Source organism: Nonlabens spongiae (assembly GCF_002117125.1).
Lineage (GTDB): Bacteria > Bacteroidota > Bacteroidia > Flavobacteriales > Flavobacteriaceae > Nonlabens > Nonlabens spongiae.
In genome coordinates, this window is record NZ_CP019344.1 from 840,537 (window position 1) to 861,042 (window position 20,506).

At 40.2% G+C, this 20,506-nt stretch carries 16 protein-coding genes and 2 pseudogenes; all 18 read left to right on the plus strand.

Going from position 1 to position 20,506, the window contains the following annotated elements; genetic code table 11:
• Nucleotides 1-16 precede the first annotated feature (16 nt).
• Nucleotides 17-613, plus strand: coding sequence for a DUF3347 domain-containing protein (locus BST97_RS03845; RefSeq protein ID WP_085765994.1), 597 nt, complete (start codon nucleotides 17-19; stop codon nucleotides 611-613).
• Nucleotides 614-1,069 carry a heme-binding domain-containing protein gene (locus BST97_RS03850; RefSeq protein ID WP_085765995.1) on the plus strand — a complete coding sequence of 152 codons (456 nt, stop codon included), beginning with the start codon at nucleotides 614-616 and terminating at the stop codon, nucleotides 1,067-1,069.
• Nucleotides 1,070-1,143: 74 nt separating this feature from the next.
• Nucleotides 1,144-1,392: pseudogene (locus tag BST97_RS16370) on the plus strand (heavy-metal-associated domain-containing protein); the annotation flags it as partial.
• A pseudogene (locus tag BST97_RS16375) lies at nucleotides 1,375-1,620 on the plus strand (TolC family protein); the annotation flags it as partial. The pseudogenes BST97_RS16370 and BST97_RS16375, both read left to right, overlap by 18 nt.
• 4 nt (nucleotides 1,621-1,624) lie before the next feature.
• Complete coding sequence (locus BST97_RS03860; protein WP_245833653.1) at nucleotides 1,625-2,170, plus strand: DUF3347 domain-containing protein; 546 nt, start codon at nucleotides 1,625-1,627, stop codon at nucleotides 2,168-2,170.
• 2 nt (nucleotides 2,171-2,172) lie between these two features.
• On the plus strand, nucleotides 2,173-4,251 hold the full coding sequence (locus BST97_RS03865; RefSeq protein WP_085765997.1) for a copper-translocating P-type ATPase: 2,079 nt from the start codon (nucleotides 2,173-2,175) through the stop codon (nucleotides 4,249-4,251).
• Between the two features lie 4 nt (nucleotides 4,252-4,255).
• Nucleotides 4,256-4,735 (plus strand): DUF305 domain-containing protein, encoded by a 480-nt coding sequence (locus tag BST97_RS03870; RefSeq protein ID WP_245833654.1) that lies wholly within the window; start codon nucleotides 4,256-4,258, stop codon nucleotides 4,733-4,735.
• Nucleotides 4,736-4,737: 2 nt separating this feature from the next.
• Entirely contained in the window at nucleotides 4,738-6,447 is a 1,710-nt protein-coding gene (locus tag BST97_RS03875; protein WP_085765998.1) for an efflux RND transporter periplasmic adaptor subunit, read from the plus strand.
• A 46-nt stretch (nucleotides 6,448-6,493) separates the two neighbouring features.
• Nucleotides 6,494-6,811 (plus strand): DUF6660 family protein, encoded by a 318-nt coding sequence (locus BST97_RS16300; protein WP_085765999.1) that lies wholly within the window; start codon nucleotides 6,494-6,496, stop codon nucleotides 6,809-6,811.
• A gap of 119 nt (nucleotides 6,812-6,930) precedes the next feature.
• On the plus strand, nucleotides 6,931-11,376 hold the full coding sequence (locus BST97_RS03885) for a CusA/CzcA family heavy metal efflux RND transporter (protein ID WP_085766000.1): 4,446 nt from the start codon (nucleotides 6,931-6,933) through the stop codon (nucleotides 11,374-11,376).
• Between the two features lie 5 nt (nucleotides 11,377-11,381).
• Nucleotides 11,382-12,578 carry an efflux RND transporter periplasmic adaptor subunit gene (locus BST97_RS03890; RefSeq protein ID WP_085766001.1) on the plus strand — a complete coding sequence of 399 codons (1,197 nt, stop codon included), beginning with the start codon at nucleotides 11,382-11,384 and terminating at the stop codon, nucleotides 12,576-12,578.
• 5 nt (nucleotides 12,579-12,583) lie between these two features.
• Complete coding sequence (locus BST97_RS03895; RefSeq protein ID WP_085766002.1) at nucleotides 12,584-13,225, plus strand: cation diffusion facilitator family transporter; 642 nt, start codon at nucleotides 12,584-12,586, stop codon at nucleotides 13,223-13,225.
• Nucleotides 13,218-13,640 (plus strand): Fur family transcriptional regulator, encoded by a 423-nt coding sequence (locus BST97_RS03900; RefSeq protein WP_085766003.1) that lies wholly within the window; start codon nucleotides 13,218-13,220, stop codon nucleotides 13,638-13,640. The genes BST97_RS03895 and BST97_RS03900 overlap by 8 nt, the downstream gene beginning before the upstream one ends.
• Nucleotides 13,641-13,667: 27 nt before the next feature.
• Nucleotides 13,668-14,459, plus strand: a complete 792-nt coding sequence (locus BST97_RS03905) for a cation transporter (protein WP_181898143.1) — start codon at nucleotides 13,668-13,670, stop codon at nucleotides 14,457-14,459.
• A 20-nt stretch (nucleotides 14,460-14,479) separates the two neighbouring features.
• Nucleotides 14,480-16,456, plus strand: a complete 1,977-nt coding sequence (locus BST97_RS03910) for a heavy metal translocating P-type ATPase (protein WP_245833655.1) — start codon at nucleotides 14,480-14,482, stop codon at nucleotides 16,454-16,456.
• 846 nt (nucleotides 16,457-17,302) lie between these two features.
• Entirely contained in the window at nucleotides 17,303-17,935 is a 633-nt protein-coding gene (locus tag BST97_RS03915; RefSeq protein ID WP_169711525.1) for an MCP four helix bundle domain-containing protein, read from the plus strand.
• Between the two features lie 146 nt (nucleotides 17,936-18,081).
• Nucleotides 18,082-19,374, plus strand: coding sequence for a Na+/H+ antiporter NhaA (gene nhaA / locus BST97_RS03920; protein ID WP_085766007.1), 1,293 nt, complete (start codon nucleotides 18,082-18,084; stop codon nucleotides 19,372-19,374).
• Nucleotides 19,375-19,403: 29 nt separating this feature from the next.
• The gene (locus tag BST97_RS03925; protein WP_085766008.1) at nucleotides 19,404-20,498 is read left to right on the plus strand and encodes a sensor histidine kinase; all 1,095 of its coding nucleotides are present in this window, start codon (nucleotides 19,404-19,406) and stop codon (nucleotides 20,496-20,498) included.
• The last annotated feature ends 8 nt before the right edge of the window (nucleotides 20,499-20,506 follow it).

Below are 20,506 nucleotides of genomic sequence, written 5' to 3' on the forward strand. Positions count from 1 at the left end.
ATTTAAAACAAACAAAATGAAGACAGTAAAAAGAACAATGAGCACAATGGCACTTGCTGCCACAATGATTCTAACCGTTTCCTGCAAGGATGGAAACAAGAATGAACCAGCTGCACCTATGAGCAACGAGATGCATCAGGAAACGATGGATGACAAGGACAATATGGCTATGGGCAAAAATCAAGATGCCAAGGCCGAGGCCATATTAAAGGGCTATTTCAATCTAAAAGATGCTTTGGTAAACGATGACAATTCCAAAGCAAAGGAACTGGGCAACACCTTGGCACAATCGCTCAAATCCTTTGATGCATCGAGCTATGCGGACAGCGAGCAGAACGAACTAAAGGACATCATCGAAGATGCCACCGAACACGCCGAACATATTGGCGAGAGCGATATAGCACACCAACGCGAGCATTTTAAGACGCTCAGTAAGGATATGGCCGATATGGTGGCGATAACAGGAACATCAATGAAAATTTATGAGCAATACTGCCCAATGTACGATAACAACAAAGGCGGTGCTTGGCTCAGTATGAACGAAGAAATCAGAAACCCCTATTTCGGTGCCCAAATGCTGAAATGTGGAAAGGTGCAACGTGAAATCAATTAAGTGAAAGTAGTAAAAATCATAGCGTGGATAGCATTGATTGCCTTTGTGGTCATCCAATTTTTCCCTGTGGATTATAACCAGAGCGAAATAGTGCCACAAACCGATTTTATGCTCGTGAACAAAGTACCTGCAACGGTTGAACAATCGTTGCGGGTTTCCTGCTATGATTGCCACAGTAACAATACCAATTATCCTTGGTATAGCAAAATTCAACCATCTGCTTGGTATTTGGAACATCATATTAAGGAAGGAAAGGCAGAATTGAATTTCAACGAATGGGATGACCTTTCAGACCGTAGGAAAACCAGCAAATTAAGGTCAATTATAAGCCAGATTGAGGATGGTGAAATGCCTTTGGATAGCTATACGTTGATTCATAGGGATGCCATTTTTTCTGAAACGAACAAAACAGCAGTAATTGACTATATGAAAAAATTAAAAGATAGCTTGGAATAAAGTCCTGCTGCGGGAAGGGAAGTTTGATGGTTGGTTAGTGACCCTTCCCGTGACAGGCACAAATTAGTAAAGTAATGAAACACACCTATCACATACAAGGAATGACCTGCAATGGTCGCAGAACCCACGTCGAGAAAACTCTTTCTAAAGTAGATGGTGTAATTGAAGTATTGGTCAATTTAGAAAAATCTGAAGCGGTCATTGAAATGGAATCGCATATTCCTATCGAAACATTTCAGAAAGCACTAAAGCAAGATGATGGTTCGTATAGCATCCACAAACCAGGCGAACATCATCACGAGGATGATTCCGCTTCCGCGAAAGCGAAATCCCTAAGAAATCAAGCACGAATATCATTCACCCAAAATCAAAATTTAGCTCAAGCAAAGGATGCCGAGGAAATTCTCTTGAAAAATTATGAGACAGGAACCATCGATTTTAATGATGTACTAGACATACAGGAATTGCAGTTGAAATTTCAAACACAACAGATACAAGCCATACAGATGTACTACGTACAATCTGCCTATTTGAATTATTTAATAAACTAAAAAATTGAACAAAATTAAAACACTTAAAACAACAATCGCAGCAATCACTATTATAATGGCAATGAGCTGTAAGGAAAACAAACAAGATGCACAAATGAACACGCCTGAAGAGGTGCAAAAAGCCAAAGAGCAAACACCAGATGTTGCCGATGCCTCTTTTGTAGATGGTATGACCGGCAAAGCCTGGAACAATTACTTGCAAGTTAGAACCGCTTTGGTAGAAAGCGATGCAGGAACTGTCCAGACTGTCGCAGGAAATCTCGCAGAGAGCTTTGGTGAACAGCGTGCAGAACTTAAATCCTTAGCCCAACAAATGGCTGACAGCGATGATATTGAAAAACAACGTGAGTTATTTTCACAATTTGGTCAACAGGCAGAAAACCTTTTCAAAAATGGACTGAGTGAAGGAACTATCTACAAACAGTATTGCCCTATGGCTTTCAACAATACGGGTGGCTACTGGTTCAGCGATGTAGATGAAATACGCAATCCTTATTTCGGTGACCGTATGTTGAAATGTGGTAGCGTAACTGAAACCATAGAAAAATAGGTATGGAAAAGCATAAGCATCACAAAAAACACGACGACCATCACGACCACAGCGGTCACTCTAGTCACGATGATGGGCACAAAGACCACAATCATCACGAACACAACGGTCACGGCGATGGCCATCACAATCATAACGACCATCACAGGATGATGATAGCCGATTTTAAAAAACGGTTCTGGATTTCGCTCATCGTTACCGTTCCCGTGCTTGCACTCGCACCTATGATTCAAAAATTCATTGGGATAGAATGGGATTTTACAGGTCGATATTACGTTCTGTTTGGATTATCATCATTTATCTATTTCTATGGCGGCTGGCCATTCTTAAAAGGAATGGTAGATGAGATTAAAGAAAAAAGCCCTGGAATGATGACGCTCATAGCTGTAGCGATTTCAGCAGCCTATTTGTATAGTAGTGCCGTAGTTTTTGGACTGGAAGGAAAAACATTCTTCTGGGAACTGGCTACCCTAATCGTGGTAATGCTGGCCGGCCATTGGATTGAAATGAAATCCGTTCTCGGCGCGAGCAAGGCCTTGGAAGAACTCGCAGCATTGATGCCAGATGAGGCCCATCTTTTGGTCGATGGCGAAGAAAAGAATGTTCCTGTTTCAGAGTTGAAGTCGGGCGATGTCATTCTTATCAAACCGGGCGAGAAAGTTCCGGCAGATGGTACCATTGTCGATGGCTCATCTAGCATCAACGAAAGTATGATTACGGGTGAAAGCAAGCCTGTTTCCAAAGAAAAAGATGACGAAGTCATTGGCGGTTCGGTCAACCAGTCGGGTGCGCTCAAGGTAGAAATCAATAAAACTGGCGATGACACCTATTTATCAAAGGTCATTAAGCTGGTTCAGGATGCGCAGTTAAAAAAATCAAAAACACAGAAATTGGCAGACCGTGCCGCTTTCTGGTTGACCATTGTTTCGTTGGGCGTTGGTGCGTTGACATTTATTGTTTGGTTGTCTCTGGGAAGAGACCTTGCCTTTGCAATGGAACGTATGATCACGGTAATGGTCATTTCCTGCCCACACGCTTTAGGGCTTGCCATTCCTTTGGTAGTTGCCATATCCACCAGTATTTCCGCAAAAAATGGGCTATTGATTAGAAATAGGACTGCCTTTGAGAATAGCAGACAAGTGACCACCATCATATTTGATAAAACGGGTACACTTACCGAAGGTTCACATACGGTAAATAAATTGGTATCGCTTTCGCAAGAACACAAAGAAGAAGACATCCTGCAATTGGCAACCGCCGTCGAACAACCTTCAGAACATCACATTGCCAAAGGGCTGATTAAGGAAAGTAAAGAACGGGGGATTGATATTCCGGAAGTAAAGGATTTTGAATATCAATCTGGCGTAGGTGTGATAGGAAAAGTTGATGGCACAACTTATCATGTAGGTGGCCCCAATATGCTGGAAAAGGTTGGGTTGGACGAACCTGAAACCGATACTGATGCCAATGAAACAGTCGTATATCTCATTCAGGATAAAGAGATTTTGGGCTATGTGAGTTTTGTGGATAAAATACGTGAGAGCAGTTATGATGCCATTAAAACCCTAAAGGATAATGATATTAAATGCATTCTTCTAACAGGCGATAATGAAAAAGTGGCAAAAGCCGTAGCCGATAAGCTCGATATGAAAGACTATTTCGCTGGTGTATTACCAGATGAAAAGCAGGATAAGGTGAAAGAACTGCAAGACCAAGGTGAAGTTGTGGCAATGACTGGTGACGGTGTGAATGATGCACCTGCACTTGCCCAGGCAGATATTGGTATTGCTATCGGTTCAGGAACTGATGTTGCTGCAGAGACGGCAGATATCATTTTGGTGGACAGCGACCCAAAAGATATTTCCAGCCTCATCTTATTCGGTAAAGCCACTTACAAAAAGATGATTCAAAACCTGATTTGGGCAACGGGTTATAATGTCATTGCAATACCTCTTGCAGCAGGTGTACTCTTCAGCGCAGGGATTATGATAAGCCCAGCCGTAGGTGCAGGTCTGATGGCATTGAGTACCGTGATTTGTGCTATCAATGCACAATTTTTGAGAAAACAATTGAAAAATTAAAAGAATGGAAAATAATAGCAAAATGACAACAAGTAACTACGGCAAGTTTGCCGCAATGATGGGCGTATCATTTGTTATGATGTATGGAATAATGTTCTTAAATGCAGATGTATTTGACCACGTGATGCTCAGTAATACCAGAACTTATATGACCTTGTTGATGGTTGCCCCTATGGCGATATCAATGATGTTGTTTATGTGGGGAATGTATAAAAATAAAAAGCTGAATTTTTTAATAATCGGATTTTCAGCCATTGTCTTTATCGCTACGCTATACGGCTTGAGGCAGCAGGTTTTTATATCTGATGTACAATGGATGAAAGCAATGATTCCACACCATTCAAGCGCTATAATGGTAAGTCAGAAAGCAAATCTTAAAGACCCAGAGGCTATTAAGCTAGCAGAAGAAATCATTGAGGCACAAGAACGTGAGATAGCACAAATGAAAAAGATGATTTATCGTTTAGAAAATCAAGAACAATAGATATGAACAAAAATGTGATTTATATAGCGGTGGCGTTGCTTATCGGTTTGGGTGTTGGTTGGTTTGTGTTTTCTAATGATGACAATTCAGCTGCAGAACATTCCCATAATGAAACCGCGGAAAACCAAATGTGGACGTGCTCGATGCACCCACAGATTATGCAACCGGAACCAGGCGACTGCCCTATTTGTGGTATGGATTTGATTCCTGCTGAAGCAGGTGCCGTTGGTCTTGCTATCAATGAATTTAGAATGACTGAAAATGCGCTTGCGTTGGCAAATGTTCAGACCACTATTGTCGGTAATAGTTTGGTAGATGAAGACGATACCATCTCACTATCTGGTAAAATTGCCCAAAACGATGACTTAAATAGCGTACAGGCCAGTTATTTTGATGGACGTATTGAAAGGTTGAACGTTACCTATGAAGGCCAGCAGGTCAACCGAGGTCAATTGCTGGCAACCATCTATGCACCTAATCTGGTGGCTGCCCAGCAAGAACTGATAACAGCATCATCGCTCAAAGAGTCCCAACCTGCTTTATACAATGCGGTACGCAACAAGTTGAAAAATTGGAAATTGACCGATAATCAGATAGATGCAATTGAAAGCTCTGGTACCGTACGAGAAAATTTCCCGATATATGCCACGGTATCAGGTACGGTAACTGAGGTAATGGCTGCACAGGGCGATTATATAAAGGCAGGTCAGCCTATTGCAAAACTGAGCAACCTATCTACCGTGTGGGCAGATTTTGACGCCTATGAAAATCAGTTGGAACAGTTCCAGACAGGTCAAGAAATTAGCGTAACCAGCAATGCCTATCCCAACAGAGAATTTGAGGCGCAAATTTCTTTTATCGACCCTATTCTTGACACACAAACACGCACCGTAACGGTCAGGGCAACGCTGCAAAATAGAGATGGATTGCTCAAGCCAGGTATGTTTGTCTCTGGTGAGATTGAAGGCACGTCCAATGTTGGACAAGATGATTTAACCATTCCAGCAAGTGCTGTAATGTGGACAGGTGAGCGTTCATTGGTATACGTTAAAACCAATCCCAACGAACCTGTTTTTGAAATGAGGGAAGTGACGCTGGGCAATCGCAACGGTGAATTTTTTACGGTACAGTCTGGATTGGAAAGCGGTGACGAAATCGTAACCAACGGTACGTTTACTGTAGATGCAGCAGCACAGCTACAAGGGAAAAAATCTATGATGAATCAGGGAAAAAAACAGGCATCTGAGATGCCTATGTCTCAAATGAAAATGGAATTTACAGAGAATTTTCAAAAGCAATTTAAAAAGGCCCTCAAGCCTTATTTGCAGATGAAAGATGCATTGGTAGCGAGCGATGTCAGTCAAGTTTCCGCTTTCGCGAAAGCAACATCAACATCTTTAAAATCCGCTGATATTAAAAGTCTCGGTAGTATGGAACAATCACATATCAAGAAAAGTATCGAAATGCTCGATGCCATTGCAGCGAACGATATTCTGGAAAATCAACGTGACCATTTTGTGATATTAAATGAAAATATGGTGCCCATTGCGATAAATGTAAATGGAACCGATGAGATGCTATACGTTCAGAAATGCTCAATGGCAAATAATAATAAAGGCGCAGTTTGGCTAAGCGCTGAGAAGGATATACACAATCCCTATTATGGCGATGCAATGCTTACTTGTGGTAGTGTGATTGAGGAAATCAAATAAAAACCTTTGCACACCAGTTGCATTGTAATTCTGTTATCTTTGTATTGTGAAAATCTTTACGCTCATATTCTCATTTTATCTGCTTGCGCTTAATTTTGCGCCTTGCAGTGATGCAAATGTTGACTCTTCTGAGGATAGCACGCAAATAGAATTTTCACAAAGTGATACAGGCGATCACGACCACAATCTACTTGATATGTGTTCCCCTTTTTGTCATTGTCACTGCTGTCACGTTCACACGTTGGATTTTGGGTTAAATGTCTTAGACCTTTACCATCCAGCAGACTATAAACTTTCTACGGTTTATTTTGACAGTATAGGCAAAGATATTCCCCATTCCCTTTTTCAGCCACCTCGGGCATAATTCAGTTTTCATAGGATAACTATATCCTTTTTTGAAGTTTTCCTAATGGGAATGCTCAACTATGTTTTTGCTATGCGAAAACGCAAACTCGTTTTTTAACTGAATTAATACATTAATCTATGATTAACAGAATCATTGATTTTTCAATCAATAACAAATTCATCATTGGTCTGTTCACGTTGACTCTTATAGGAGTTGGCATTTGGTCAATGGCAACAGTAAACCTTGGGTCTGTCCCAGATATTACCAATAATCAGGTGCAGGTCATCACGCAATCGCCCAATCTGGGAACGGAAGATATTGAACAGTTCGTAACCTATCCCGTAGAACTATCTATGGGTAATTTACCGGGCGTTACCGAAATAAGATCTATCTCACGTTTCGGACTCTCTGTAGTAACCATCGTTTTTGAAGACGATATGGGAACCTATCTTCCTCGACAGCTGGTACAGGAAAAACTAAACGAACTGGGCGAATCTATCCCTGAAAAATTTGGAAGTCCATCTATGGGTCCCATCTCTACTGGTTTAGGTCAAATCTATGAATACACTATAAAGCCAGAGGAGGGTTTTGAAAACAAGTATTCGCCTATGGAACTGCGCACCGTGCAAGATTGGGTTATCAAACGACAACTCACATTACTGGAAGGCGTGGTAGAGGTCAACTCTTATGGAGGCAGTATTAAACAGTACGAGGTCGCTGTCAACCCAGATAAGTTGAATAGTTTGGGTATTAGTATTTCACAAGTGTATGAGGCTCTCGCTCGGAACAATGTGAATACAGGCGGTGCTTACATAGAAAAAAATAAAATGTCAAATTTCATAAGAGGTGAAGGTCTTATTCGCTCTTTGGAAGACATCAAGAATATCTCGATTATCAACGAAGGCAACATTCCCGTAACTATTGGAGATGTTGCAACACGCGTCCATTTTGGGAATCAGGTACGTTATGGTGCTTTTACGCAAGACGGTAAGGAAGCCGTAGGAGGAATAATAATGATGCTAAAAGGTTCAAACCCTAATGCGGTTATTCAAAATGTTAAGAATCGTATGGCAGAAATTGAAAAATCCCTGCCAGAAGGTCTCACTATCGCCCCTATCATTGATCGTAGTGAGCTAATTGCCAGAACGACCGATACCGTTAAAACCAATTTACTGGAAGGCGCCCTAATCGTGATATTTGCCCTTGTTTTATTGTTGGGTAGTTTAAGAGGTGGCATCATAACGGCCACGACCATACCGTTGTCCTTGCTTTTTGCCTTTATATTAATGAAGCAATTTAATGTATGGGCAAACTTAATGAGCTTGGGAGCTATTGATTTTGGGATTATCATAGATGGTGCGGTAATTATTATAGAAGGAACGGTTTATGAGATCCAAAAACGGATTAGGTCTGGCAAGCTAAAATTCAATCAAGGCGTGATGGATAAAGTGGCTTATGATGCAGGAAGCACGATGATGGGTTCCGCTTTTTTTGGACAGATAATTATCCTCATCGTTTTTACGCCTATACTTTTTCTAACTGGTGTAGAAGGTAAAATGTTTAAACCTATGGCATACACCTTTGGGTTTGCAATGATAGGTGCCATCATCTTGTGTCTCACGTATGTGCCTATGATGGCAGCGCTTTTTATGAAACCAGTACAAAATACCAAAAACTGGTTCGGCAGGTTTGAGCGCTGGCTCGAAAAAATAAGTGATAAAATTATAGGTGCTATTCATAGTGCATATATGCCATTATTAAAGGGAGCCCTTAAACTAAAACTTATTGTTTTATCAGCTGCTGCCGTATTACTTCTTATTGCTGGTTTTATCTTTTCTAATATGGGTGGAGAATTTGTGCCCCAGCTTGATGAAGGAGATCTAGCAATGCAAGCGCTCATTAGACCAGGAAGTTCATTATCCGAATCTATTGAAGTTTCCAAGAAAATAGAAACTATCCTATTAGAAAGTTTCCCTGAAATCAAGACGGTAACTGCTCGTATAGGTGTTGCAGATATTCCTACCGATCCTATGCCTATGGATATTGCAGATATGTACATCATCCTAAACAAGGATATGGACGAGTGGACAACAGCTTCTACTAAAGAAGGTTTGATAGATGCTATAAGAGATAAACTGGATGATGAACTCGTGGGTGTAAATTTAGTTTTTACCCAACCAGTAGAGTTACGATTTAACGAGCTGTTAGAAGGCGTAAGAGAAGATATTGCTGTAAAGCTGTATGGCGAAGATTTAGATGTGTTATCACAAAAGGTTCAGGAAATGGCAGCGATTATACAGACCGTTCCTGGCGCTGGTGATGTGAGTGCAGAACGAACTGCAGGATTACCACAGATGACCGTAAAATATAAGCGTGATAAAATGGCGCAATATGGACTGGATATTCAAAAAGTAAATGATTACATAAGTACCGCATTCGCTGGCGGAACCGCAGGAGTAATTTTTGAAGGCGAGAAACGATTTGATCTCGTGGTACGATTTGATGAAAGCCATAGAAAAAGTATCGATGACCTACGCAATATGTATATCGATCTTAAGGATGGCAATCAGATACCCATTATCGAAATAGCCGAAATTGAATACGTCCCTGGACCTATGCAAATTTCACGTGACAATACGTATAGAAGAACCTACGTAGGTGTAAATGCAAGAGGCAGGGATGTGGAGTCTGTAGTAAAAGATATTCAGCAAAAATTAGATGAAGAACTGGACTTGCCATCAGGCTATTATATTACCTATGGTGGCGAGTTTGAAAATCTACAAAGCGCAAAGGATCGTTTGATAATCGTTGTGCCCATCGCCCTGTTTTTAATATTTATACTGCTGTACTTTGCCTTAAAATCCTTTTCACAATCGCTAATGATTTACATAGCGATTCCCTTGGCGGCCATCGGTGGTGTGTTTGCCCTATGGTTGCGGGATATGCCATTTAGTATTTCCGCAGGTGTAGGATTTATTGTGCTATTTGGTGTTGCAGTTCTTAACGGACTGGTACTTATAAACCGATTTAATTCCTTAAAAGAAGAAGGTGTGATAAGTATAAAGGATAGAATATTTCAAGGGACTAAAGAACGTATTCGTCCCATTATGCTCACGGCCACCACTGATATTTTCGGCTTTTTACCTATGGCATTTTCCACATCGGCCGGTGCAGAAGTCCAACAGCCGCTCGCTACGGTAGTTATCGGTGGAATGCTTACAGCTACGCTGCTCACGTTGGTCGTGCTTCCCGTACTATATACCTTTATAGAAAAGAGACGCGAGCGCAAAGAGCAGAATAAGATTGGTTCGTTTAATCCGCAAGGCTTGACTACGATTTTGATAGTTGGTTTTATGTTAGGTGGCACCGCTTTCGCGCCTGCCCAGAGCGCAGTCGAAGGGAGAGCGCAACAATCACAAGCACCTGTGCAAGATCTCATTGCTAAGGACAGCATCAGGCCCATCACATTATCACGAGCTGTAGAAATTGCCAAAGAAAATTATCCTGTACTCAAAGCAAGCCAACTCGAAATCGAAAGACAGAATGCACTCTCAGGCAATGCCTACGACTTCGGTAGTACACAGATCTTTACGGGTGGCGAAGAAGTGGCCGATGGTCAAGGTATTTATACCTTGATAGGTATCGGTCAACAAAATATTGATCTACTGGGAATAGGTGCTAAAAAACGTTTGCAACAACAACGCATCCAGTTAGCCGAAACAGCTCTTGACCTTTCGGAAATCCAGATAGAACGGGAAGTCAAAAAGGCCTGGTCAGAAGCTTTTCAGGCAAAGAAGAAGTTTGTTTTGTACCGAGAACTGGACAGCATTTATGATCAGTTTGCACAATCTGTAGAACTCAATTATGAAGTGGAAGCCATTTCAAGACTGGAATATGCTGCTGCGCGCAATCAAGCACTACAAATTAACAATAAGTTTCAGCAGGCAGAAACAGACTATTTCATCGCCTTGCAAAAGCTCAACCTTTGGTTGACACCAGATACGATGTACGGCGTTTCTGATGAATTTGGAGCTAGTGAAATTTCAATTTTAGAGTCTAATAATACATTGAATGATCATCCTGAGTTATCGCTTTCGCGAAAGCGTATAGATGAAGCACAAGCAAGTTATGATGCTGCTAGGGCAAATTTACTGCCCCAGTTTAATCTGCAAGGTGGTCTGCAACGTGTCAATGGTGATAGTGGTTTCTACACATATCAAGCAGGTATTTCCATACCGCTGTTTTCTGGACCAGTCCGTAGTCGTGCAAAAGCGGCAAAACTCGATGCACAGATTGCAGAAACCAATGCTATTTTCAAACAACGCGAGCTAAAATCGCAATTCGTACAGTCACAACAAAATTATGCACGATGGCGGGATACCTGGTTTTTCTATAAAACCGAAGCCTTGCCACTTGCCATAGACCAGCGCAAAGGTGCATTGCTGGCATACAAAGAAGGAGCGCTGGATTATGCAGCATTCACGCAAATAATACGTGATGCCATACAGACCGAAATGGATGCGCTGGACGCACTTGATAATTATTTAGAAGCCCTGTTTGATTTACAATATTTCCAAAACTAAAAAAGATGAAAACGATAAAATATATACCAATAGCCGCTATGCTAATAGCATTTACTTTAACCAGCTGTGGCGACTCAAAAACTGAAGATGGCCACGATGAAGCCACCCATTCTGAAACAGAAGAAAACCATACCGAAGGCGAAGCTGAAGAAGTAATGCTCACGGCACAGCAGTTTGAAGCTTTACAAATGGAAATTGATACACTCGCGCAACGCAATATGAGTGGTTATGTAGAAGCAAACGGTACGCTGGAAGTGCCACCGCAAAACGAAGCAAATATTACCGCGCTTGCAGGTGCAAATGTGGCATCCATAGAAGTAATAGAAGGCGACGAAGTCAAGAAAAATCAAGCAGTTGCTTATTTATCACATCCCAGCATCATCCAGATACAGAGTGATTACCTAAATGCATACAGCAACAGTCGCTTCTTAAAGCAAGAATATGAACGTCAAAAGAGGCTTTATGAAGCTGGTGTAGCATCTGGAATGAACTTTCAAAAAGCAACGGCAGACTATCGGTCATCTACCGCAATGGTAAAAGGGCTTGAAGCACAGTTGCGACAGTACAACATCAATGCAAGTGGCGTGCGCAATGGTACCATATACCAGCGTGTTGCGTTGCGCAGTCCCATTGCAGGTGTGGTAGAAAAGGTTTTCATAAAAACTGGTCAATATGTAGAACCACAGACCAATCTTATGGAAATAGTAGATACAGACCACGTACACGCAGATTTGATGGTTTTTGAAAAAGATGTGGACAAAGTGAAGAAGGGACAAAAGGTACGTTTCAGTATCCAATCGCGTCCAGGAAAAGAACTGGAAGCCGTAATTTATTCGGTTAGCCAGACCTTTGAACAAGACCCAAAAGCAGTGCACGTTCACGCTGAAATTGAGAATAAACAAGGTGGTCTTATCCCAGGAATGTACATTAAAGGTAAAATTGAAGTTGACAATCAGCAGACAACCGCATTACCTGAAAGTGCCGTAGTTACAGAAGCTGGAAAGAATTATGTGTTTACAGCGCAAAGAGAAGGCGATGCGTGGAGTTTTACACCAGTAGAGGTTACAACCGGCGAGAAAGATGGCGACTGGATAGCCATACGCTTTTTTGAAACCCCAGATCCTAACACGCGTTTTGCATTCAACAATGTCTATTACCTGATGGGAGAAATGAAAAAGGGAGAAACTGAACACGAACATTAATTACTATGGATAAGACAAGAAGAAATAATCTTAAACAAGCCAGAACACTACAGATTTGGAACGTTGTTTATGATGTTATTGAAGTAGTGGTCTCGCTTATAGCAGGATTTACGGCCAATAGTTCGGCATTGATTGGTTGGGGATTAGACAGCACGATTGAAGTCGTAAGTGCGGGAACATTAGGCTGGCGACTACACGGCGAGATTAAAGGTATCGATGAAGAAAAAGTAAAGCGAAGGCAAAAAATCACGTTAAACGTAATTGCAATTTCCTTTATGCTCATCTGTATTTTCATTTCCTACGATTCCATTACAAAGCTTATAAATAAAGAAACCGCAAACTGGAGCACGATGGGACTGATTATATTATTGGTTTCCCTGGTTGTAAATCCTATCCTGATCTATTTCAAAAGAAAGTATGGAAAGAAATTAGACAGTCCAGCCTTGCTGGCTGATGCTAAAGACACCTTTATTTGCTTATACCAAACCGTGGTCGTACTTATAGGATTGCTATTGGTCAACTGGTTAGGCTGGTGGTGGGCAGATCCTGTGGCGGCATTACTTATCGTTCCGTACGCTGCAAAAGAAGGCTATGAAGCCTACAATAAAGCTAAAAATATCAATTATAACACCGCACAAAATGACTGAAATTGAAAAAACATTAAATGACCATAACGTGCGTCCCACCGCAATGCGGATTTTGATCTACAAATATCTGGCTCAACAAAAGATTGCACTGGCTTTGCTTGATATAGAGACCGCTTTCGCGAAAGCGGAACGATCTACCATCTTTAGAACATTAAAAACTTTTGAAGAAAAAAACGTGGTGCATCACATAGATGACGGAACTGGAATCTCTAAATACGCACTTTGTGAAGAAGGCTGTAATTGTGAAATAGAACAGGATTTGCATTTACATTTTCATTGCACTAACTGTGACGAAACAGTTTGTTTAACGGAACAAAAAATCCCGCATATCAATTTGCCAGATGGATATTTGGCAGAGGATGTTAATCTCGTGGTTACGGGAATATGCGAAAAATGCAGCAGTAATTTACTTTAATAAACAAACGAACAAATTAGATTGATTTTGAAAAAAAGCACTTTTATAATAACTAAAATGGACTGCCCTTCAGAAGAGCAGATGATTCGGATGAAGTTAGAGTCTTATGCTCAAGTAAAACACTTGGATTTTGATATTCCAAACAGAAAATTGGAAGTATATCACGTGGACGACGTCAAGGCGATAAAAACGTCTATAGCCAGCTTAAAACTTGGGGATTCCTTAGAAGGAACCACAGAAGCCGAACCACCCGTAATGGAAGACCAATCCAAACAAAAAAGAATCCTATGGTGGGTCTTGGGCATCAACTTTGGCTTTTTCGTTATCGAAATGACCACCGGTTGGATTTCTTCTTCGATGGGTCTTGTGGCAGACTCATTAGATATGCTGGCAGATTCCATCGTATATGCATTAAGCCTATTTGCGGTAGGCGGTGCCATTTCAAGAAAAAAGAAGGTTGCGAAATACAGCGGATACTTTCAGATGGCATTGGCAACACTTGGGTTTGCAGAGGTCTTGAGAAGGTTTTTTAGCAATACCGAAACACCCTTGTTTCAATGGATGATTATCGTTTCAATTTTCGCATTGGCAGGTAATTTGATATCGCTCTGGCTCATCAACAAGGCAAAGAGTCAAGAGGCTCATATGCAGGCAAGTGCCATTTTTACATCCAATGATATTATTGTTAATGGTGGTGTTATAGTAGCTGGGGTGCTGGTTTATTTTCTGAATAGTAAATGGCCCGATTTAGTGATTGGCGGCATCGTTTTCACTTTTGTAATGCGCGGTGCATTGAGAATATTGAAATTATCGAAGTAGTTTTTAAAATGATATCAAACTTGATTAGAACATATGAAAAAGAAAAAATAAACTTACGTGACTTAGAACCAAAAAAACAACAAGGCGAGCACAGTCACGACGATGGCCATAACCATAGCAGCCCTGAAGAAATTTCAAATTTTAGAACCTATCTACCGGCTATTTTCAGCTTTGTGATGTTGATAGCCGGAATCGCTATTGATTACTTTGATGCGTTTCCTTTCTTCAAAGGATGGATTCGCGTAGTATGGTACACGGTAGCCTATATCCCTGTAGGTTTTCCGGTGATAAGAGAAGGCTGGAAAAGTATTAAAAATGGTGATTTTTTTACGGAATTCTTCTTAATGTCCATAGCCACTTTAGGTGCATTTGCCATTGGCGAATATCCCGAAGGTGTTGCCGTAATGCTGTTTTATGCTGTGGGCGAACTCTTCCAAAATGCGGCCGTTAACCGTGCGAAAGGAAATATAAAAGCCTTACTCGATGTAAGACCCAATGAAGCTTTGGTTTATCGTGATGTCGACTTTGTTTCAGTAAATCCCGAGACTGTTGAAATTGGCGAAAAGATACAGGTACGTGTAGGCGAAAAAGTTCCGCTTGATGGTATTCTGCTTTCTGAAAAGGGTTCTTTTAATACTGCTGCCTTGACAGGCGAAAGCAAACCTGATACTATTGCTAAAGGCGATACCGTTTTTGCCGGAAGTATCAACCTTGATGGCGTAATCGAAATCGAGACTACTAAGGAATTTAAAGATAGTTCCATTGCACGAATTCTGGATATGGTACAGAATGCAACCGCCAGAAAATCAAAGACCGAATTGTTCATCAGAAAATTTGCTCGGATTTATACACCTATCGTTGTATTCCTTGCCATCGGACTTACGTTTTTACCTTACTTTTTTGTAGATGATTATGTGTTTAGGGATTGGTTGTACCGAGCGTTGATATTTCTTGTAATATCCTGTCCTTGTGCTTTAGTCATTTCTATTCCTCTCGGCTATTTCGGCGGATTGGGTGCGGCATCCCGCAACGGTATTCTTTTTAAAGGTGCATCCTTTCTCGATGCAATGACCCAAGTGAACACGGTTGTAATGGACAAAACAGGAACCGTTACCAAAGGGGTTTTTAAAATCAAGGAAATCAATTCCATCACATTTGAGGAAGCCGAATTTATGAAATACCTGATGGCGATGGAAGAACAATCCACCCATCCTATCGCCAAGGCGATTCTCGAATATAAAGCAGACGGTTCGGATTACGAGGCGACCGATGTTTCAGAAGTTGCAGGAAAAGGTTTAAAAGGAACGGTCAATGGGAAAACGGTATTGGTAGGTAATAAAGCTTTGATGACCTCAAATGGCATAGAAGTCCCTTCGGAAACAGATGGGATTGTAGAATCCATCGTTATGGTGTCCATAGATGGAACATTTGCAGGTTATGTAACTATTGCGGATGAATTGAAGGATGATGCGCACCAAGCCATTAAACAAATTAGAGATGCAGGGATTTCAAAAATCATAATGCTATCAGGCGACAAAGACTCAATTACACAACAGGTTGCAAAAGAGTTAAACATCGATTGGGCAAAAGGCGGACTGTTGCCCGAAGATAAACTCAATGAGGTTGAAGAGCTCAAAAAGCAACCCGAAACCAAAGTAGCATTTATTGGCGATGGTATTAACGATGCACCCGTTTTGGCAGCAAGTGGCGTAGGTATTGCGATGGGTGGTTTAGGAAGTGATGTCGCCATTGAAACAGCCGATGTTATCATACAGACCGACCAGCCAAGTAAGATTGCAAGAGCGATTAAAATTGGCCGTTCAACTCGAAGTATCGTATGGCAAAATATTGGGCTTGCCTTTGGGGTTAAGGTCATTGTACTAATTCTTGGTGCAGGTGGATTAGCCACGATGTGGGAAGCCGTATTTGCTGATGTAGGTGTTGCTTTGCTTGCTATTCTCAATGCCGTTAGATTGCAGAAAATGAAGTGGAACTAAATCGTTGCGAGGAAGCATTATTCATAATCATTGATTTTGAGAGAATTAAGCTAATATCTTCCTTCAAAAAGTTCGAACTCTGTCCCGTTGAGTTCACAACACTTAAAAAACCACGCTCCGATAGGGCGTGGTTCTTTGTTTTCTGTAAGGGCTGAGCGATAGTTCGAAATTTTGAAAGAAAATGAAGAACTAGGGCGATAGCCCGTGGTTTCCTATTTGCAACATTGAGCTTAATCGGAATCTACAATGCTGTCGAGTTCACTTGAAAAGCAAACCCTGCATTTTCATATAGGGTTTCGTTTTATTTTTAGAGTTTTGAAGGCCGCTAGGTTTTATCCATTAAGTGAAATGACAACTCAGCAACTTAATAGAAGTGAAAGGCGCTCTTTACAGAAAGGAAATTAAACAATCTATCTAATTTTTTCAATTTAGTACTAAGCAAGTGTTTAATTATCATAGACTGATTATACCTAATCCGTCGGTAAATAGCTGGAGCACCACAAATTTTAGATAAAACGCTGAGGTGATCGATTAAATTACACCTTTTGAATATAGATAAGTTATAGCATCAAAAATCAATTTTAGCTGTAACTAGCTTATAATCGAATAAATGAACTCTTTTAGGTTTGTTATAGTATCACTTTCGCGAAAGCGACATTACAATAAAACTGAGTAGAATTTACCCTATTGGATATTTATTACCCGATATTTCAAATGTTCAATTATTAGATTTATTTGTAAAATGTTAAGGGTAAGTGCTTTAGACAGTGATGATAATTTTGCCACTATTGAGGCATGGCTTTAGATAATTATCATGAGATTGATAAAGTTTAAAAAAAAATTAACTTGGCTAAAAAAATTACTGTCGCAAACCGCGTAAATATAGGTCTCGTACTACTCGCCGTGATACTGTTGATCCTCTGGACAAACCGCGTAGATCAAAATCATTTTGATACCGCACAAGAGGCCATGACATCTGTTTACAACGATCGTGTGGTCTCACAGAACTATATATACAAAATCAACAATCTCATTCATGAGAAGGAATGCCTTAATGCTGAAGGTGCCGAGTCGGATGAAATAAATGAAAAAATTGACGACCTGATAACTGATTTTAGCAAGACAAAACTCACACAACGTGAGACAGTTTACTTCAATAGTCTGATCTCTAATATCGAGAAGTATAGAAAAAGTAAGGCCGGACTAATTCAGAACGTTAACCAGATAGCGAAAGTTAATACGCAAAACAACGAGGATCTCAACACATACTTTATTGAGATAAGAAAAAATCTAGATGATCTGGCAGCGGTACAGCTATCTGTAAGTAGAAATATAAAAGGTAGAGTTCAAAAATCTTTTGATATCAACAAAACCATGGCTGATTTTGAAACCGGTGTGCTGCTCGTACTAGGCGTCATTATACTAATCGTCACTTTCTACAGACTTGAAAAATCAAAAGCGTTTCAAGAAGAAGATTAGATAGCTCTTACATTTCTAAATCCCTAACCTTTTCTTAAAATCAACTTTGTGCTCTTTTTCAGCCTAAAGTAACACGCATGCAGGCGGTCAGGGAGATCAAATCATAAAATGGGTTTCATCAATAGCCCTAAACTCAAAATACATACATGACAAAAAGCTTATTATCACCTTTTCAAAAATTTGTAAAAATAGAATCCCTAAGTGGGATTCTACTTTTAGGAGCCACAATCATTGCTCTTATCTGGGCAAACTCACCCTATGCAAGTAACTATCAGGCTATCTGGAATTATGAGCTGGGTATCACTACTCAGAGTTTTAAATTCACAAAACCGCTCATACTTTGGATTAATGATGGATTAATGGCCATTTTCTTTTTTCTCATAGGGTTAGAAATAAAGAGGGAAGTTTTAATAGGAGAACTAAATACTGTAAAAAAATTAGCCTTTCCATTGTTTGGAGCCATCGGTGGAATGATCATCCCTATTGCTTTATTTTTTATCATCAATCAAAATCCAGAAACTCGAGATGGCTGGGGGATCTCAATGGCAACAGATATAGCGTTCTCACTTGCCGTATTAAATGCTTTGGGAAAACGTGTACCACTTAATTTAAAGATTTTCCTCACTGCCTTTGCAATTGTAGATGATTTAGGAGCTGTTATGGTCATTGCTCTATTCTATAGCGGTACGATTAATTTGGTTCTACTTGTAATCGCTTTGGGTATTTTAGCATTATTATATATTCTCGCCGCACGCCAATATTTTTCAAAATTTGTACTCTTAACATCAGGAGTAGTCGTTTGGTTTCTATTTCTAAATGCAGGAATTCATCCCACAATTGCTGGTATATTATTAGCATTCTCGGTACCAGTGAGACAAAAAATGGTTACTGATGATTTTATAAAATCTCTAGGTAACATTTACAACGACTTTAAAAAAGCTCGTATTCTCAAAAAACCTATACTTTCCCAACAACAGCTAACCCAACTCAATAATTTGGATGAAACCACAGACCAATTTCGTTCACCTTTGCAAAGTTTAGAACATGATTTGCACGGTTGGGTGGCCTATTGCATTATCCCCATATTTGCGTTGGCAAACGCAGGGATTTCCATAAACGGTCTCGCCTCATTGGATACCTCTCTCGTAGTGACCATAGCCATTGCCCTAGTGCTAGGAAAAGGCATAGGTGTAAGTGGAATTGTTTTAATTGCTCAAAAGTTGAAATGGATCACGATACCTGATGACATTAAAAAAAGGCAGATTATTGGGGTTTCCTTTCTTGCTGGCATAGGTTTTACAATGGCCATATTTATCGGTAATTTAGCTTTTACCTCATCTGTTTATTTAAACTCTGCAAAAATAGGAATCCTCATAGGGTCAATAATAGCGGCAGTCATCGGCTTTATTATTCTACGTCAAATGCCTAAAATTAATTAATTTGTGAACTAGAAAGTCGAGCATTATAAATGAAATCTGAAGAAATAAATACTACTGAAGCGGCTTTAAAAGAGCGTATAAAAGAGCTTACCTGTCTTTATGAGGTATCTTCTATAATTTCAAATGCGGCGATGGGACAAATTCAGGAAAGCCTCAACGCGATTGCATACAGTCTTAAAAAAGGATTTCAATTCCCTGAACAAACAGAGATTTATATTAATACCTCTATTTGTTCAGCACATACGGGCAGCACTAGTGAGATGATGAATATTGAATCAAAAATTCAGGTGTTCAATAAACCAGATGGTAGTATTATAGCATCTTTGAATGATGATAAGAGTTCATTCTTAAAAGAAGAAAAACAACTGCTGGATAATGTTGCGCTTAAAGTAGGGAATCTATTGGAGCGACTTGAAATCAAAGAAAATGAAACGTTACTCAAACGACAAATGGAACGCACAGACCGTTTGGGAATTCTCGGCGAGATAACAGCAGGAATTGCTCACGAGCTTAATACACCTCTAGCAAATATTTTGGGCTTTTCAGAATTGCTGAAAGATGAACTTAAAGACAATAAAACCGCTTCAGAGGACTTAGATAAAATCATAAAAAATGCTATCTTCTCACGTGAGGTAGTAAAGAAATTACTCTTTTTTTCTTGTGAAATGCCACAAGAAATGAAACAGGTAAATCTGGTAGAAAGTATTAAGAGTTCGCTTTCATTACTAGATGCGTCCTTTAAAAAAGCACAGGTTAAATACCTTGTCAAGATAGAAGATGAAGAGCTCATTGTGAGAGCAGATAAAATCCAGCTCACACAGATTATCTTTAATCTCATTATCAATGCCATTTACTTTTCGCCCATAAATGGTCTAGTCACAATCAGCGCGAGAGAATCTAAAGGATATATCACCTTTCAGATAATAGATGAAGGAAAGGGTCTGACAGATGAAGCTCTTGAAAAGGTTTTTCAGCCTTTCTTTACTACAAAACCTACAGGAGACGGCACTGGCTTAGGATTGAGCGTTGTACACGGTATAGTCGCCAGTCATAAAGGAACCATCACAGTAGAAAATAACAAAAACAAAGGCGCAACATTTAGTGTAAGCCTACCTAAATCATAAATGTAGTA

Excerpts from the sequence above, each read along its gene's own strand:
- BST97_RS03865 (WP_085765997.1), top strand. The coding sequence starts at position 2,173 with ATGGAAAAGCATAAGCATCACAAAAAACACGACGACCATCACGACCAC.
- BST97_RS03900 (WP_085766003.1), top strand. The coding sequence starts at position 13,218 with ATGACTGAAATTGAAAAAACATTAAATGACCATAACGTGCGTCCCACC.
- BST97_RS03845 (WP_085765994.1), top strand. The coding sequence starts at position 17 with ATGAAGACAGTAAAAAGAACAATGAGCACAATGGCACTTGCTGCCACA.
- BST97_RS03895 (WP_085766002.1), top strand. The coding sequence starts at position 12,584 with ATGGATAAGACAAGAAGAAATAATCTTAAACAAGCCAGAACACTACAG.
- BST97_RS03870 (WP_245833654.1), top strand. The coding sequence starts at position 4,256 with ATGGAAAATAATAGCAAAATGACAACAAGTAACTACGGCAAGTTTGCC.
- nhaA (WP_085766007.1), top strand. The coding sequence starts at position 18,082 with ATGACAAAAAGCTTATTATCACCTTTTCAAAAATTTGTAAAAATAGAA.
- BST97_RS03925 (WP_085766008.1), top strand. The coding sequence starts at position 19,404 with ATGAAATCTGAAGAAATAAATACTACTGAAGCGGCTTTAAAAGAGCGT.
- BST97_RS03885 (WP_085766000.1), top strand. The coding sequence starts at position 6,931 with ATGATTAACAGAATCATTGATTTTTCAATCAATAACAAATTCATCATT.
- BST97_RS03890 (WP_085766001.1), top strand. The coding sequence starts at position 11,382 with ATGAAAACGATAAAATATATACCAATAGCCGCTATGCTAATAGCATTT.
- BST97_RS03875 (WP_085765998.1), top strand. The coding sequence starts at position 4,738 with ATGAACAAAAATGTGATTTATATAGCGGTGGCGTTGCTTATCGGTTTG.